Origin of the sequence: Pedobacter gandavensis (assembly GCF_032678745.1) — a bacterium.
GTDB lineage: Bacteria > Bacteroidota > Bacteroidia > Sphingobacteriales > Sphingobacteriaceae > Pedobacter > Pedobacter gandavensis_C.
The window spans coordinates 1-17528 of record NZ_JAVTST010000004.1; the positions used below are offsets into that span (position 1 = coordinate 1).

5 protein-coding genes are annotated in these 17528 nt (G+C 43.9%); all 5 read right to left on the reverse strand.

Features of this window, described 5'->3' with window-relative positions; translation table 11 throughout:
- Nucleotides 1–10629 (reverse strand): hypothetical protein (locus tag R2S10_RS14315; RefSeq protein WP_316841108.1); only part of this gene is annotated, 10629 nt, incomplete at its 3' end.
- Between the two features lie 36 nt (nucleotides 10630–10665).
- The gene (locus tag R2S10_RS14320) at nucleotides 10666–11571 is read right to left on the reverse strand and encodes a PorP/SprF family type IX secretion system membrane protein (RefSeq protein ID WP_316841109.1); all 906 of its coding nucleotides are present in this window, start codon (nucleotides 11569–11571) and stop codon (nucleotides 10666–10668) included.
- A gap of 16 nt (nucleotides 11572–11587) precedes the next feature.
- Nucleotides 11588–12349 (reverse strand): gliding motility-associated C-terminal domain-containing protein, encoded by a 762-nt coding sequence (locus R2S10_RS14325; RefSeq protein WP_316841110.1) that lies wholly within the window; start codon nucleotides 12347–12349, stop codon nucleotides 11588–11590.
- Nucleotides 12350–12380: 31 nt separating this feature from the next.
- Nucleotides 12381–13817, reverse strand: a complete 1437-nt coding sequence (locus R2S10_RS14330) for a TlpA family protein disulfide reductase (protein WP_316841111.1) — start codon at nucleotides 13815–13817, stop codon at nucleotides 12381–12383.
- Nucleotides 13818–13842: 25 nt separating this feature from the next.
- Nucleotides 13843–17526 carry a tail fiber domain-containing protein gene (locus R2S10_RS14335; protein ID WP_316841112.1) on the reverse strand — a complete coding sequence of 1228 codons (3684 nt, stop codon included), beginning with the start codon at nucleotides 17524–17526 and terminating at the stop codon, nucleotides 13843–13845.
- Nucleotides 17527–17528 lie beyond the last annotated feature (2 nt).

Consider the following 17528-nt stretch of genomic DNA (forward strand, 5'->3'; position numbering starts at 1 on the left):
TGTACCATAGGTGATCGTTTTATCTGCTGCTGCGCCATTTAATCCTGCAGCATGAACCAGCGTAACTGGATTACAAATCTTAAAACTCGTCACCGTAGGACTGTATCCTGTTCCAATTGCATTGGTTGCATAAGCGCGAACATAATAAGTTGGCCCTTCTGAAAGTCCGGTTAAGGTTTGCCTAAAATCACCAGGTAGAGATCCTGCAGGTAATACCTGATCAGTCAAAGTTGGGATTTTATTAGTTGTACTCCATACCAATCCACGTCCGGTAAGTGCAGCACCACCATCGGAAACTACCGTTGCTGATCCTTCTGCTGAACTTTCTTTCATCCCTGAAACAGGAGTAAGTACGTTACTTACCATTGGCAGCCCAGCAGTCACTACATCACGAATACAACGTAAAGAATAACCATTGGCTTTATAAGACTCGGTTCCAGCACCAGAAACTGCGTCACTACTGTTCACGGAAATTTGCAGGCTACTACCAAAACTATTTTGATAAGGATTTGAATTACGGAATTGAGTACTGCTCCAGAAACGTCCATAACTACCTCTAGTAGTTGAGATCCCTCCAGCATTCATATCTAACACTCCTGCATTGTGTAATTTTAATACAGAATTATAGGCATCCTGATCTTTTGTCCAGAGTTGCGGAGCGGCATCGGCTGCGGTCCACTCTGTTAAAGTAGGCAATCGCCACCCTCCCCCTAATAACAGGATACATGGATCATTGGTAGGTAACCAGTTTAAATCTTCAGTAATCATACCAAGCCATGGAGTCAATGAAGTAGGAGCCGGCACGCGGGTTGCCACATCCACTTCAAAACCCTGGATGCGATTAAACTGCCAGTACCATCCCGCAGCAGCAGCGCTTTTGTCATTATAGGAAGTCGCTGGCTGTGAAGCCCCTAAATTCTGCGCCAACCAACAACGGGGATCACCGCTAATACTTGTACTTACCGTTTGATAAGTCACCGTTTTATCTACTGCCGCACCGTTAAATCCGGCCTTATGTATAATTGTAAAAGGCTTACAAACTTTAAAGCTCGTTGAGGAAACGCTATAGCCTGTTCCATTCGCATTGGTCGCAAAAGCGCGAACATAAATTGTTGGTCCTTCAGGGAGATTGGTCAATGTGCCCACAAATGTTTGCAAGTCTGAAGCTGATATCACCTGGTCTGTAAGTTCCGGTTTATTATTCGTACTGCTCCATACAAAACCTCTTGCCGTCACAGGAAGTCCTCCATCAGAAGTCAAAGTCGCCTTAGCCTCTGCTAAATCATCTTTCATACCTGCAACAGGAATTGTGACTATACTCAACTTTGGATTAGACAGGACAATCGTATCTCTGATACAACGTAGCGTAAAAGCATTGGTTTTATATAAATTCAACACAGAAGTGCTACCATTGACCGCCAAGGCAGAAGCTTCATTCTGCCTCCAGGTACCACTACTCCAGAAATATCCAGATGCTCCCTGATCAAGCATCGCTGATCCGTTGGTATAACCTGACGCCATCAGTTTCAATGGAGAGTTGTAGGTATCAGTGCTGGTGTTCCAGTTTTGAGGTGCCCCATCAGCGATGGTCCATTCCGCTGCTGTTGGTAAACGCCAGCCAACACCCAATAGCAGGTCACATGGATCATTCTCTGGCAACCAATTGTAGTTTTCAGTAAAGGCTGTATTATTCCATGGTGCAACATCATTGCCCGGAGTTCTGACTGGCCCATCTTGCTTAAATCCTTGTTTCCGGTTAAACTGCCAGAACCAACCTGTGGAAGGTTCTGTATAGTCGGTCATACTCGCCGCTTGATGATCTGCACCCAGATTCTGTGTAATCCAGCAACGTGCCGCACCAGAAATTGAGGTGTTTACAGTATTGTAAGTAACCGTTTTTGAAACCGGCGCACCATTCACCCCTGCAACGTGCGTCACGGTAAAAGGTTTACAAATCTTAAAGCTGGTGGCTGTCGGACTATAAGCTACCCCCATTTTGTTGATGGCATAGGCGCGTACATAATAAGTAGGACTTTCAATAAGGTCGGCCATACTTACGGCAAAGTCGCCCAGACCTGCTGTTCCAGCTGCTATCTTTTGGTCATCAATCGTTGGAATAGCATTTTTGCTGCTCCATACGAGACCACGTTCAGTGATTTCGGCCTTACCATCATTCAGTACTGTTGCTGATAGATCAGCAGAAGAAGCCAATAGTTTATCAATTTTAACTACAGATAATGTGGCAGGTAAAGCGGTTGTTGTTAAGCTGTCGAGCGTGCCATAAGCGGTACCAATGCTATTCGTCGCATAAGCTCTAAAGTAATATTGAGTAGCCACAGTTAGTCCCGTTAGATTACTCACAAATATGCCAGTTCCTGTCCCGTTAACTGTTTTTGTAGTCAAGGCGATCGTTGGATCTTTTAAAAGACTCCAAACTATTCCTCGGGCAGTAATCGGCACACCACCATCTTTCAATACTTCACCCCCACTAATGGCGGCAATACTGGTGATTCCTGTTGCCGGACTAGTGGTTAGGCTAGGTAAATCTAAAGTGGTTAAACTATCCAGTGGACCATAGGCCGTACCCACTGAATTTGTGGCATAGGCGCGGAAATAATACTTAGTCCCCTTGGTCAATCCCGTTAAGGCAGAATTGTAATAACCTACTCCGGGACCGTTTAATGTTTTTGTTTCCAGCGCAATAGTTGGTTCTTTGTCTAAGCTCCAAACTACTCCTTTTTGACTCACAACCAAGTTTCCTTGGTCACCAAGAAAACCACCTGCGGTTGCCGTAGTTTGCGTTATGGCGCTTGCTCTCGCCGTGCTAACCGTTGCAAGTGTTGGCGCAATAAAGATTACCGGATTTGCACTAAGCGCTGTGCCTATTGCATTGGTTACATACGCCCATACATTGTATTTCTTTCCTGAAGTCAGGCCATTAATTGTACCACTAAAAGCTGCGTCTATACCTACAGAAAGAGTGCTATCTACATTTAATGGTAATACTGGTGTTTTTGCATCAGTACTCCAGTAAAAACCACGATCAGTAATTCCACCACCACCGTTATTAGTTACTGTTGCTGCTGCATCTACACTAACCATCGTAGGATTGCTGAAGGTAACAACACTCACCACAGGCATTTCTGCCAGAGTTGTAAAGCTATACTCTTCCCCATAAGCGACACCAATACTGTTGCTTGAAAATGCTCTATAGTAATATTTGGTGGCTTTAATTAATCCAGGAATCTGACCGAAAAAAACGCCCAAAGCATTTCCTAAGACCGTTCTTGAACTGGCCTCATAAGTAGGATTAGGTGTAGTACTCCAACATATTCCATTGTTATTTAAAGGCAATCCACCATTATCCAGGGTCTCCCCTCCGGAAATAGCCGAAGTACTTTTGATATCAGTAGCAACAGTGGTAGTTAGGGTTGGAACATCTACTGTAGTTAAGCTGTCCAGATTACCATAACCGGTTCCAATAGCATTGGTGGCATAAGCCCGGACATAATAAGTAGTTCTTTTACCCAAGCCGGTCAAGTAACTATTGTATGCTGCAACTCCTGTACCATCGGAGGTTTTGGTGCTAAGATCTATGGTTAGATTTTTTTCTGTACTCCATACAATTCCTTTAGCCGTTACCGGAGATCCACCATCAATAATGGCTCCACCACCGGAAGTAGCCGTGGCTTTAAGGATGGCGAAAGGTTTTGTGGTAATCGGTGTAGGAACCATTTTAGTAGTACTGATGGTTGGAGCAGCACTTAATCCTGTGCCTGCACTATTGCTGGCATAAGCCCAGATATAATATTTCCCTCCGCTGATCAACCCATTCAAAGTGCCTGCAAAAGCACCGTTTGTACCTGCAGAAATTAAGCTGTCCGGGTTTAAAGGCAGCACTGGTATTTTAGATACTTTGCTGTAATAGAAACCTCGGTCAGTGATTTCATCACCTCCATTACTGGTTAAGGTAGCGCTCAGGTCAAGGCTATTGGCTGAAACATTCGCTACGATGGCCATGCCTATTGTTGGCGGAAGCGCAAGGGTAACAAAGTTCAGTTCTTCTCCATAAGCAGTTCCTTTGATATTCGTTGCAAAAGCACGAAGGTAGTACTTAGTGCCCGGTGTTAATCCGGCTACTGGGATCGAGTAGATACCGGTACCTGAAGTTGCATGGTTTAATCTTGTTGCTAAAGCGATGCTTGGATTCGGACTGGTACTCCAGCAAATTCCGCGTTGCGTAATTGGCATTCCACCATCATCTATCACATTTCCTCCAGTGGTTACCGCGCTGCTGCTGATCTCCGCTGGACTATTCGTTTGTAAGGTTGGCAACATCACCGGCAAGGTGGTAAAGGAAATCTGACTACCATAAGTTGTACCCACTGCATTAGTGGCATAAGCGCGCACATAATAAGTAGTCTGATCAGTTAATCCGGTTAGGAAGGCTTCAAACTTCCCGGTTCCTGTAGTCGTTTTATCAATGGTTTTAGCGCTTTTTTCCAGTGTTGGTAAACCGGTAGTGTTCCAGGTTATGCCTCTCACCAGGATCGGCGATCTTCCATCATCGGTAATGTCTCCACCACTTGTTGCGGTCGTAGCAATGATATTTGTTACTGCTGTAGTTACCGTTAAAGTAGGGAAAGCATTGGTCAGGAAGCTTCTTTCTACTCCATATGCGGTTCCGATTTTATTCTGCGCATAAGCACGAACATAGTACAAAGTATTTGGTAATAAACCAACCATGGTTGCACTGAAAGTATCTTGTCCCGGGCCATTGGCCGTTTTGCTATCGGCGATGGTTGGGTTGGTTTTGGTACTCCATACCAATCCTTTTTGAGTTATATCCGCACCTCCATCACTGGAAATTACCGCGCCACTATTGGCGGTAAATCCGCCAATTTCTGTGACCTCATTGGTACTTAGAATAGGAGCCGTTGGGAACAAGGTTACTGTGACCTGATTACCATAAGCTGTACCTACACTGTTCACTGCATAAGCACGAACGAAATAAGCGGTACTCAATTTCAATCCGGTCATTTCACTACTAAAGGTCCCCATTCCCGGGCCATTAAATGTTTTGTTGGCCAGTTCTGCATCCGGGTTAAAGTTGCGATCGGCACTCCAGACTACGCCACGCTCCGTTACCGCAGCGCCACCATCTTTAGTGATCAAACCTCCTGTAGTGGCGGTAGATTTAGAAGAAGGTGTTACATAACTGGTGCTTAAAGTAGGGAGAATTGCAGGGGTCCTAAAAGTGACCTCATCTCCATACGCGATACCCTGATTATTGATAGCATAAGCACGCACATAATATAAAGTGATGGGTTCTAAACCGCTGATATTACTTCTGAAAGTATTTCCTGAACCGGTATCATACCTGGTTTCATTTGGCGTGCCCACCATTGGGTTCGGTGTGGTATTCCATACTACCCCCTGATTGCTGACTACTGCGCCACCATCAGAAATGATCGTTCCACCACCAATAGCGGTGATCCCGGCAGAAGAAACCGTTACCGGAGCGGTGGTTAGCGTAGGGATAATCAAGGTCGTAAAACTCAATTCATTTCCATAAGCAATACCCACACTGTTGTTGGTATAGGCGCGCATGTAATACGTAGTGCCTGCTTTTAAGCCGGTAATGGTACTGCTGAAACCTCCTTTTCCTGCACCCGCCTGAACCGTTCTCTGGCTGATTACCGTATCTGGTCTGAAACCGGATTGGGTACTCCATACCATACCTCTGGTGGTTGGTTCTGCACCACCATCATCATAAATATCACCTCCTGTTATCGCCGAAGATCCGGTAATTGCAATTGCCGCTCTGGTGCTTAAGCTGGCCAGTACAGGTGGATTGGTGATGAAATTAAGCAGGTTACCATAAGTAGTACCTGCCACATTTGTAGCATAAGCCTGTACATAATAGGTAGTACTTGCTTTTAAATTTTTCAGGTTACTTTCAAAAGTACCTCCTCTGTTGCCATTGATGGTTCTGTTTACCGTAATCGTATCCCGATTGAATACCGCTACCGGACTCCAGACCACACCTCGCGCATAAACATTAGAGCCACCTTCGTTACTGATGTCGCCACCACTAATCGCGGTAGTGCTACCAGTCGCTTTAGAAAAGGCGGTGGTCAGCACTGGCAATTGAGGTGTCAAAAAGTTCAGCACCTCTCCATAAGCAATGCCCACACTATTGATCACATAAGCGCGTACATAGTATAAAGTATGTTGTTTTAAACCTGTTATTTTCGCATTAAAACTACCCGTAAAATAACCGGTTTCTGCGGTTTTATTTACAGTTACCGTATCCGGATTGAAGTTCGCATCGGTACTCCAAAGTACCCCTCTGGTGGTCACTAATGCACCTCCATTGGTTAAAATTGTACCGCCGGCAGTAGCTGTTGTAGTAGAAGTCGGAACCGCAGGGTTGGTGGTCAATGTGGCCAAAATTGCCGGCAAGGTGCTAAAGCTTCTTTCTTCACCATAAGCAACACCTACGCTATTGATGGCATAAGCCCTCAAGTAATAAGTAGTACTTCCCAACAAGCCTGTAACCTCTGACAAGAAACTACCCATACCTTTGCCGTTAGCTGCCTGAGTATCATTAATCGTTGGTAAATGCTGGGTACTCCAACAGATGCCACTAGCTGTAACTACCGTGCCGCCATTGCTGGAAATTGTTCCTCCTGCAGTAGCGGTCATACTGGTCACCGTGTTTAATGCTATTGGATCAGTGGTCAATTCCGGAAGTCCGAAACTGCGGAATTCAATTTCATTGGCCGCATAAGCGATGCCTGCACTGTTGCTGGCAAATGCGCGGACATAGTAAACCGTTCCAGGCAATAAATCAGTCATGGTCATCGCGAAACTGGTCGATCCAAATACATTGAGTCTTTTGGTTGTAGGATCTTCGGGATCGAAGCCTTTCAAGGTACTCCATACCAGACCACGATCACTGATCAGGGCACCGCCATTGCTCAAGATCGTACCTCCACTTGTTGCGGTTATTCCTGTTGGACCGCTGATAACGGTAGTGGTACCGATCGTTGCCAATACCGGAGGCGCTGTTACAAATTGCTGTACATCACCATAGGCAATACCAGCGCTGTTGATGGCATAAGCACGGATGTAATAAGTAGTGCTACCAATCAGCTCCGTAATATTCTGAGTAAAAGTTCCGATTCCTGAGCCTTCAGCAGTATGGGGATCTTCTATAGTTGGTAAACCAGCTGTACTCCAGCAAACACCGGATTGGAACACCGGTGTTCCACCATCTGCAGTAATGACACCACCACTTTTTGCGGTGTTGGCTGTAATTAAAGTGGCAGGCAAAGTGCTCAATGTAGCAATAGTAGCCGTAGTAAAGGTTAATTCATTTCCATAAACCACGCCTACTTCATTGATCGCATAAGCGCGCACATAGTATTTCGTTAATGGGCTTAAATTAGTCAAGGCAGCAGTATATAACCCTTTCCCCTGACCGCTTGCTTTGGCTCCCTCTGTGATTTCCGGGTCGCCGCTGGTGTTCCAGCAAATCCCTCTTGAACTAACCATGCTTCCACCATCATTGATGATTTCTGCCGATGCGGTGGCGGTTACGCCACCAATATTGTCGATTTTAAGTGTGGTAATGGCTGGTAATATTGCCGGAGCGGTCATAAAGCTTTCTTCATTTCCATAAACCGTAGCCACCCCATTTCCTGCATAGGCACGAACGTAATATCTGGTGCTACCAGTTAGGCCGTTCAGGTGACTTACAAACTGTTCGGTTGTTTCTCCATTGCTGACCACCGTACCCCATGTAGTTGGATCTGGGGAAGTGCCATAGGCGATTCCACGGAAGGTGATCCCTGAACTACCAGGGTTTAAAATCCAGCCTCCGGTTGTAGCTGTAAAGCTGGTTACCTGCGTTACAGGCAAAGTGCTTAAGCTGATGTACAATGGTGTGATGAAGCTCATTTCCTTCGTATAAACCGTACCTACACTATTGGTCGCGTAACCTTTAGCATAATATACCGTGCCAGGTAATAATCCTTCCAGCTGCACATTAAATCCACCAATATCCGTACGCTCTACCGCTTCCTGTTGCAGGTAAGTCAGCTGATCGGTACTATAGGCAATCCCTCTGGACAATATTTTTGCCCCACCATTGTTTTGTATCCATACCTGACCGTGTGCCCTTGTGTCTGTAATGTTTGTGATTGCTAGTGTTTGGTAAGTCAGCGTAGGCAATTGAGCTGCCGGCGTTACAAAAGTCAGCAAGTCGCCATAAGCTTTTCCAAACCTGTTTTCCGCATAAGCGCGAACGTAATAAGTCGTATTTCCAAGGAGGTTACCCAGGAAACTCTGGTAAGTTCCTGCACCTGGGCCATCTTTGGTCATGCCTGCTTCAAGATCATCGCCAGGATCACCGGTTTTGCTCCAATATATCCCTTTTGCAGTGATGTCTGCATCACCATTGCTGGTAATAATACCACCACCAGTAGCCGTCATATTGGTAATGGCAATCACCGGTTGTGTGCTGACCTCCGGAATTCCGGGAATCAGGCTAAAAGTTTTATCAGCTCCATATGAGGTACCAACCACATTGGTTGCATACGCCCTTACATGGTAAAGAGTATTCGTTTCTAATCCGGTAATCAAGCTATTAAATACGCCTAAGCCAGTACCGTTGCTACTGCTTTGGCTGTTCTCCAATGCTGGATTTTCTACTTTACTCCAAACTACTCCTCTTGAAAGTATCGGTGATTCACCATCATTCAGTACTTCACCCCCACCTTTAGCAGTATTATTGAAGAAAGAACCGGCGGCTAATGTGCTGACCGTTGGATAATCAGGGGTACGGAATACCTCTTCATTACCGTAGGCTGTACCGACCTCATTTATAGCATAAGCACGGACGTAATAAGTAGTTGCAGGCGTTAAATCCTTCATCAGATTCCCATAAGTTCCACTACCATCACCAGCAAAAGGCAAGTGTATTTTGGTAAGAAGGTCTATGGTTGGCGAAGGACTGGTACTCCAGCAAATCCCTCTTTCCGTAACCTGAACACCCCCATTGTGACTGATCTGGCCGCCACTATAAGCGGATATGCCGGTCAGATTGTTTGGTTTAATGGTCGTAATTAAGGCCAATGAATTGGTGATGAAACTGGTTTCAGAAGTGTAAGCCGTTCCCGCAGTATTGGTAGCATAACCTTTGGCATAATAGGTAGTTCCCGGGAACAGGTTGGTTAAGTTTCCAATGAATACCCCAAGATCTGTTGGGTTGATGGTTTCTGAAGTTCCATGAATCCAGGTGATGCGGTCGGTACTCCATGCAAATCCTCTTTCAGAAACGATGGCCCCGCCATTGTTTAGAATATTGACCTCGCCTCTGGCGGATTTCTCGGTTACATGGGTCACGCTTACTGTTGCCGAACTCAATGCTGGAGGCACTGGTGGCGGTGTGGTAAAACTGAGTAAATTGCCATAGGCGATGCCCATTACATTGACCGCATAAGCCCTTACATAATAGGTTGTATTTCCTAACAAGCCCACCAGGGAGCTTGGGAAAACGCCTACTCCGGAGCCATCATTGGTCAGGATCGCATCCGGATCATCCAGTGGATCTCCTTTGATACTCCACCTGATCCCACGGGCAGAAACCGGGCTACCACCATCCTCAGTAATGTCGCCACCACTCAAAGCATCAATACTGGTAATCGCATTTATTGGTAAAGTGATAATAGTTGGCAGATCGAAAAGCGTGGTAAAGACTTTATCTTCTCCATAAACGGTCCCCTGGCTGTTGGTCGCATAAGCACGCACATGATAAGTGGTATTTTGAAGCAGATTACCTAGGGTAGCGCTAAATTCGCCCAGTCCGCTACCAGTTACCGCAGTTACTGTTTTGGTGTTTAGGGAGATGTCAGGATTCGGATTTGTACTCCAGCAAAAGCCCCTGGTAATGATATCTGCACCACCATTAGTGATCACTTCTCCATGTGCTAAAACATTAGTCCCTTTAATATCGGTTACCTCAAGGGTTAAGACTTCTGCAATACATTTTAAATCCTGCCAGTTGGTACCATCAAAATATTTTAAGGCACTGGAAGTCGCATTGAGGTAAAAAGCACCTGCAGTTACACTGCTTTTAATTGGGTCGTTTTCCAATACAGGAAGCTTAAAAGTCTGAGCTTCTGCACCCGACGAGAATCCCGCGTTTGGACTAAATATACTTTTGCTCAGGTCCTGAATCTTCACCCAGGCAAGGCCATTATAGACCATTGCAGATTTATGAATGGAAGAATAATAAACCGTCCCTGTTGTATTGCTGTTTGCGGGATCTTTGCTCAATACCGGCAGGTAAGAAATCCCTTCTTTGACCATGAAATAGTCTTCCGGGCTTACCGTTTGCATGCTGTTGGTACATAGACTCACCCAATTGCTACCGTTATAAATTAAAGGTTTATGCTGTACATCGCTGAAAATCAGCATGCCCGGTTTTGCATCCAGGATGCCGGCTTGATCCAAAACCGGAAGATGAGGAATTCCGTTTACTATGCGAAAATAGGACTGCGCAACTGCCGCATTCCCAATAAAAATTAAAATTAGAAATACGGAGTACAGTTTTTTTTTCAATGCGAACGCTATATTGTAAAAAGAATGAAGGATCTTTTATTTCCCTTCGTTGAACAGTTTGATTTTGATGTTGATCTCAAAATCGCCTCCGGTACGTTGACGTTCTCCGGCCAGCTGACTGGTGTAATAACCTTGAATAAAGTATCTATCGTAAGTAACACCCACTCCAAACGTAGAACTCTTGTCGCTATGGTACATTCCTAAAAAAGAAAGAATGTTGTTTTCCAGCTTTACATTGGTTCCTAAATCCCAGATGTTATCGATGTCTTTTGCCCCTCTGAAACTGATCTTTGGTTCTATAGAAACAACATCCAGACTAGTTCCTATTTTATAGGAAGCCGCCACAAAATAAGTAGAACCATCTACTGTATTCTGATCGTCCTTCTGCATAAATTTCTTCAGGTTGGGTAAGGCACCCTGCAGGGTAAACCTCTCATTGGTAAAGGCAATTCCAAAATCACCATCTACAAATGCTTTACGCTGGTTGAAGTTCTGCGCGGAGATATCATCAGGTGCTGCAATGATGTTATTGTTGTCCAGCTTTTCCTTCATCATCCCCAGGGAAACCCCGAAATGCAGGCTTCTATTGTCTCCATTTAAAGGTAAATGGTAGGCATAAGTCCCCATCACACGGGTACGTCCGATCAATCCGGCATTGTCATTATAAACAGAAATACCCAATCCTACTTTTTCATGGCGATAATCGCCGGTGAAGGCCATGGTTACCGGTGATCCTGGAATAGATCTCCATTGATTTCGGTAACTCATATTTACATTTAAACCTTGCGTCATCCCTGCAAATGCCGGGTTGCTGATGTATTGATTTTCATAATACTGACCGCCTAAAGGTCTGATCTGAGCCTGGGCGTTCTGCGCCACACTGAAAAGCCCCATCATTAAACCTCCGCTTACTAAAATCCTCCGCACTACTAATTTCATCATGATCAATTTTATCTGATTATTTGTCTCTTACTATAGAAATAAACCCTGTTTTTTTAGATTTCCCTGAATCGATGGTCAGGATATAATAATAGGTATCCTCTTGCAATGGGATCCCATTGTACATTCCATCCCAGGAGTTGTCGTAGGCAAACATGGTAAATACCACCCTACCCTCACGGTCAAAAATCTTCAACTCATTGTTCGGATATAACTGTATATTTTTAACGATCCAGGTATCATTTTTACCATCCCCATTGGGCGTAATCATGTTATTCGCTTCCAGCTCTGCATAAGGTTTGATGACCGATGCTTCCATGCTTACTGCCGTGATGTCTGAAAGCAGAATTGCCTTGGCAAACAACTGACCAATATATCGCTGCTCGGCATTGGCTACACTTTCCTTTACCTGGATAAAATCCTTGGCATTGTTACTCGTTACCGGCGAATAGGCCAGCACCAGGTTCTTACCTTCGTTGCCATTCAGTTCCACATTCTCATAGCTGAGTGCCAGTTCTCCTTCAAAGTTTACCGCTCTGCTGAATCTGTACATCCTTTGGATACTATTGAACTTTGGAAAGATGACCACATTAGGCTGTTTGCTAATGGTAATGTTGTTTATACTCCAGTCGTTGGTAGGTACCAGTGTTAATCCATCTGTACTGAATACCGTTCCATTCTGAATAAAAAGACCTTCCGAGTTCACCTTTAACTGCGCCTTCAGGATTAAGCCTTGTAAAAGCAGAAAACTGAGGACAAGTGATGAGATTATTTTCTTCATTATTTTGTGTTTTATACCCCTTGCCGGGTTATTATTTCATTTCTGATTCCAACTGTGCCAGATTTTCCGGCAAGCCTACTATTTTGTTTGTCTTCGCTTCTACAAGCACCATTGTTGGTGTAGACAGCACAAAGTATGCAGCAGCCTCCGGGCTTCTGATCCCTTGTTCTGCTCTTTTATGTTTGAAGGAACTCAGGTTAACTTTTGCTTTTTCCCAGGCAGGGATTTCCGTTTCCGTTTCATCCAGACTGATGGCAAAAACATCCATCATTTCTTTCTTTGCAGCGTCCTGATACCAGGGATGCAACTGCTCCATCAACTCTTTACAATGCTGGCAATCTGCCGACCAGAACAGCACCAGTTTATACTTGGCTTCTGTCTTGAAATCATGAAAAGGAACGCTTTTACCGGAGGCTAAACTCCAATTGAAGTTAGGCGCTACGGAACCTACCGTTAAGGTCTCTATCCCTTTCAAACGTTGCTCAATTGCTTTTCTCTTGCTGGTTTGGCATAAGGGATCGTTCAGGTAAGGCTCCAGCATTTTAATACCGGCAGTCATGTTGAAACTTTCAAATCCGTTATAGAAATAGTCTACCATCCAACCGTAAACCTGAGGGTCTCCCAGTTTTGCTTTTTCAATGGCTCGTTTTCCGGCGAGGGTAAACAGTGAATCACGGAGTGCGATAGTTGTAGACATGGAACCATAAATGTTTACATATTTATTCATCCATTCCTTGATCTCATTGGTTTTAAGGATGGCTGGATTCTTGAAATTCATTCCATCAAAATAATGGGCAATGGCACTGTTTAAGCGGTCAGTTTCCGTACCGTTCCAAACGATGGGTGGAATGTGCTGGAAGACGAATGTATTGCTCACAAAGCTGCTTTTATATTGTGCGGTTTGCGCAGCGATCCAGGCGTTATATTCCGCTCTTCTGCCATCATATTCTGTAGTTCCTAACTGGAAGAATTTAGCGCTTGGCTGATCATAGTTCATCAGGAAGTTCTGCAATAAACCCAGCTGTTCTCTTTTCTTGAAGTTCTCCATTGCGAAGCGGGTCATCAGCGTATTTTCCCTTTCGTCTTTTTGGAAATAAGTACTATCCGGATTGGTTAGCGCCTTTGGTTTTACCCATAATTCCAGGTTCTGATCATTAATAAAAATGTGTTTTTCGGCAGGATAAGGGTTGCTGCTTTCCTGTTCCTGAAAATCAAAACGCAATACAAATTCTGCTGGCAGCAGTGCTTTTGGAATGCTCAATGTTGCCGTTTGTCCTTTGTTAATTGAAGGATGCTCTACTACCGTTTTAATAGATGGCCCGGTTAGGGAAAGTAAGCTGATCTTACTTTTGGCTACTCCGGATAAATGTATTTTTAAACTGACATCCTGTGCATTTGCAGCGAGAGACATCATGCCTGTTAAGGCAGTGATCAGCGCTACATTTCTAAATGGATTAATGGTTATCATTATGGCTTCAATTCTTTATTACGAATTATTTTAATCTTTTAAGGATCTGATCAATTTGCTCCTGTTGCTGATTCATTCGCGTTTTCAATTCCTCGATTTCTTTTTGTTGTTCTTTTACCGCCTGGATCAGGATTCCTGTAAGCTGGGTATAGTCTACTTTCAGAAAACCATCTTTCCCTTGGGTCACCATTTCAGGATATACTTTTTGCAATTCCTGAGCGATGACACCGATTTTTGGTCCTGCAGCATATTTAGTCTGGTCTTTATATTCGAACCTTACTCCCCTGATCTGGTCAATCTTTTGAAGTGTTGAACTCAGGGTTTCGATATGGTCTTTTAACCTACGGTCTGATGGGGTGTAAAAGTTCTGACGGATGGTCATACTCTGTGCAAAAATCGCACTTCCATCTGCTTCAAAACTGATCCCTTTATTTGCGCCACCATCGGCACTGATTGCATATGCAGCAAGTTTGATATTCTCCGTTGCAGTATGGTTACCCAGGTTGTCTTTTGCCGCAGCCGCTGCTGCCGTTAAACCTGCATCCAGGGATTTCTTGTTCACCGCATCCAGTTCGCTAACCGGGTCAGCAAGATTGCTGATTTTAAATCCACCCATCAGGACATCTGCTCCTGCTGCAGCAAAACCACTTAATGGAATTCCTGTTTTTGCAATTTCTGAAGCTTTGCCATTGACATCACCCACAAAGAAATAATCCTGCTTCAGTTGAAGCGCGTTTGGTGTAAATGTTTTGGTATCTACATAGTTTTTTGTTGCGGCATCTTGTGCTAAGGCAGGATCTGCTACAGCACTTAATTTAAATCCGCCCATCAGCACATCTGCTCCTGCTGCACCAAATCCACTTAATGGAACTGCAGTTTTAAGGGTTGAGGTAGCGATACCTTTTGCATTTCCAACATATAGATTTCCATCAGCCAGTTTATTGTCCATTGGAATCCATTCGGTTCCATTGTACACATATAAATGTTGATCAGTCGTGTTATAATAAGTATCTCCGGCAACCGCTCCTGTAGGTGCTGTTGGTTCTTGAGGTGTTTTAGAAGTCTTGGAATCTACATAGGCTTTAGTCGCCGCATCTGTTGCCGCTGCCGGTTCTGAAAGACCCGTTAATTTAAAACCACCCATTGCCACATCTGCTCCTGCAGCAGCAAAACCACTTAATGGAATTGCTGTTTTAGCAATTTCCGAAGCTTTACCTAAGGCATCACCAATAAAGAAGTTTCCTAGTGCCAAAGAAGGAAGCCCTGTTCCTGCAGTTTTCGAATCTACATAGGCTTTTGTTGCGGCTTCCTGCGCAGTCTGCGGATCAGCAAGGTTAATCAATTTGAAATTAGTGGTCCCATCTCCAAAAGAGATGTTTGCTTTTGCAGGTCCAAAGTCACTCAATGGAATGTCTGATTTCAAAATTGGCTCTGCTTTATTTGCAGCATCTCCAACCAGGATATGACCGGCTGACAATGTTAAAGAGCTAGGATTAGAAAGCTTGGTATCTACATAGTTTCTAGTTGCTGCATCCTGAGCAGATACCGGATCTGCTAAAAAGTTAATGTTGTATTGTTTGGTTGCATCACCCATTGCAATATTTTCAGCTGCTTTTGCAAAGCCACTAAAAGTGATGTTCCTTTTCGGAGTAGGGATTGCTTTTCCATTTATATCTCCTAAGAACATATTTTGCACAGGTAGTCCGAGGATAGATGAAGGTGTTTTAAAAAGATCATCTACATATTTTTTGTTCACTGCATCCGCATCCTCAACAGGAAGTCCAAGATTTTTCAAAAGAAAACCACCAATTAAGATATCGGCATTTGGCGCTCCAAAGCCACTCAATAAAAGGGTATTTTGCAACACATCGGCAGCCTTCCCTGTAGCGTCACCCACAAAAAGATTGCCTTTAGTTAAATTAAGACTTGAAGGATTGATCGTTCTTGTATCCACATATTTCTTAGTTGCGGCATCCTGTGCAGCAATGGGATCAAGAACATTGGTTAATTTAAAGCCACCAATAGAAATATCTGCAGCTGCTGGAGCAAAACCACTCAATGGAATTGCAGTTTTTGCGATCCCACTAGCCGTATTTACATCGTTACCTACAAACATAAATCCTTTAGTCAGCACGATATTATTGGCAGAAATCGCTCTGGTATCTACATAGTTTTTCGTTACCGCATCCTGAGCTTCTGCAGGTTCTCCAAGATTTACAATCCTGAAGTATGGGCCTGTAAGTGCTGTACCCATAGATAGGTTACTGTATGCTCTATCAAAGCCAGAAATTGGGATGGTATTTTTATGTACTGCCACCGCTTTCCCCGAAGTATTACCAACAAATAAATTATCCTTTGGTAAGGCGAGTGAACCTGGAGTACTGAATAGATTATCTACATATTCCTTATTGGTTGCATCTGCAGCTGCAGAAGGTGGCGACAAATCCGCTACCTTATATCCACCCATAGAAATATTGTCCATTGGTTTGGCAAAGCCACTCAATGGAATATTTGATTTGTCTAACTTTTCATCTGTAATTGCGAGATCAAGAATCGTCAGCTTACCCGTTGTGGTAATTTTCGCATCTCCAGTTAATGGAACTGAGGTCGCTAAATTGGAGTTGTTACCTACATAAATATGACCGGTTTTAAGCGCATTGTCCATCGGAATCCAACCTGTTCCATTGTATACATAAAGCTTATGATCGGTACTATTATAAAATAGAGAACCTTCTTTAATACGGGTTGCTACCGGGTCTGGAGTAGTAGTTGCTGATGGTGTAGAACCATTGGTTGATACCTCCACCCATTTATTGGTATTGTCATAAACATACAATATGTTCAGATCAGTGTTGAAGAACATGTCTCCGGGTTTAGGCAGCTTTGGCAACTCTGTTCCCGGGCCTCCAGGAATAGAAGCGCTACTAATATTTAACCATTTGCCATCGCTAAACATAAACAGTTTACCTTGACTGGTATCAAAGTAAACATCTCCAAAATTCGGTAGTGTAGGTAATGACGTTGATTCAGGAACAGCCACCCAGCCTGTACCATTAAACAGGTAAAACTTATCATCCCAATAAGATTTAAGAACATCCCCTTTGTTTCCTGGGGGAGCAGAACTTACCGGTGAGGAGTAATCCACAGGGATGTTATCAGCATTCAACAACTGCCAGCCCTTAACTGTTAATTTATAAATTTTATTGTCAGGGATCAGCGAAACCACATCCCCCTCTTTAACGGTAACTACAGGAAGACTGGTACCTGAGGCATAATTTGGAATACTGGCATCGATAGATAATGTTGCGGTATTTAGCGCATTAAATAGCACAATCCCCGGCGTTTCCTGAGTGATCAATGGATATCCTTTTGGACTGGGTCTAAAGATCAATCCTAGTCCCAGTTTTCCATCCACATTTTCGAGTGATTTTGTATGTGCAGTAATTTCAGTACCACTAACGGTTAAAGAGATGATCTGATAAGAGCTACCCGACATGTCCATGATCCGGTCACCTATCTTAGCATCAATCGCACTGTAAGTATACGTATCATCACTAAAATTTCCCCGAATCTTATATTCTCCCTGAGCTAAATAATTTACCTCAACAATTGAAAACTTACCATTAAATTGTCTCATCGTCTGGGCTTGACTTTTGAAAAAGACAAAGCCCAATAAAAGAGATAGCAGAAAAATTCTAATATTGTTCATGA

Coding starts and splice junctions, on each gene's coding strand:
- R2S10_RS14320 (WP_316841109.1), bottom strand. CDS start 11,571: ATGATGAAATTAGTAGTGCGGAGGATTTTAGTAAGCGGAGGTTTAATG.
- R2S10_RS14325 (WP_316841110.1), bottom strand. CDS start 12,349: ATGAAGAAAATAATCTCATCACTTGTCCTCAGTTTTCTGCTTTTACAA.
- R2S10_RS14330 (WP_316841111.1), bottom strand. CDS start 13,817: ATGATAACCATTAATCCATTTAGAAATGTAGCGCTGATCACTGCCTTA.
- R2S10_RS14335 (WP_316841112.1), bottom strand. CDS start 17,526: ATGAACAATATTAGAATTTTTCTGCTATCTCTTTTATTGGGCTTTGTC.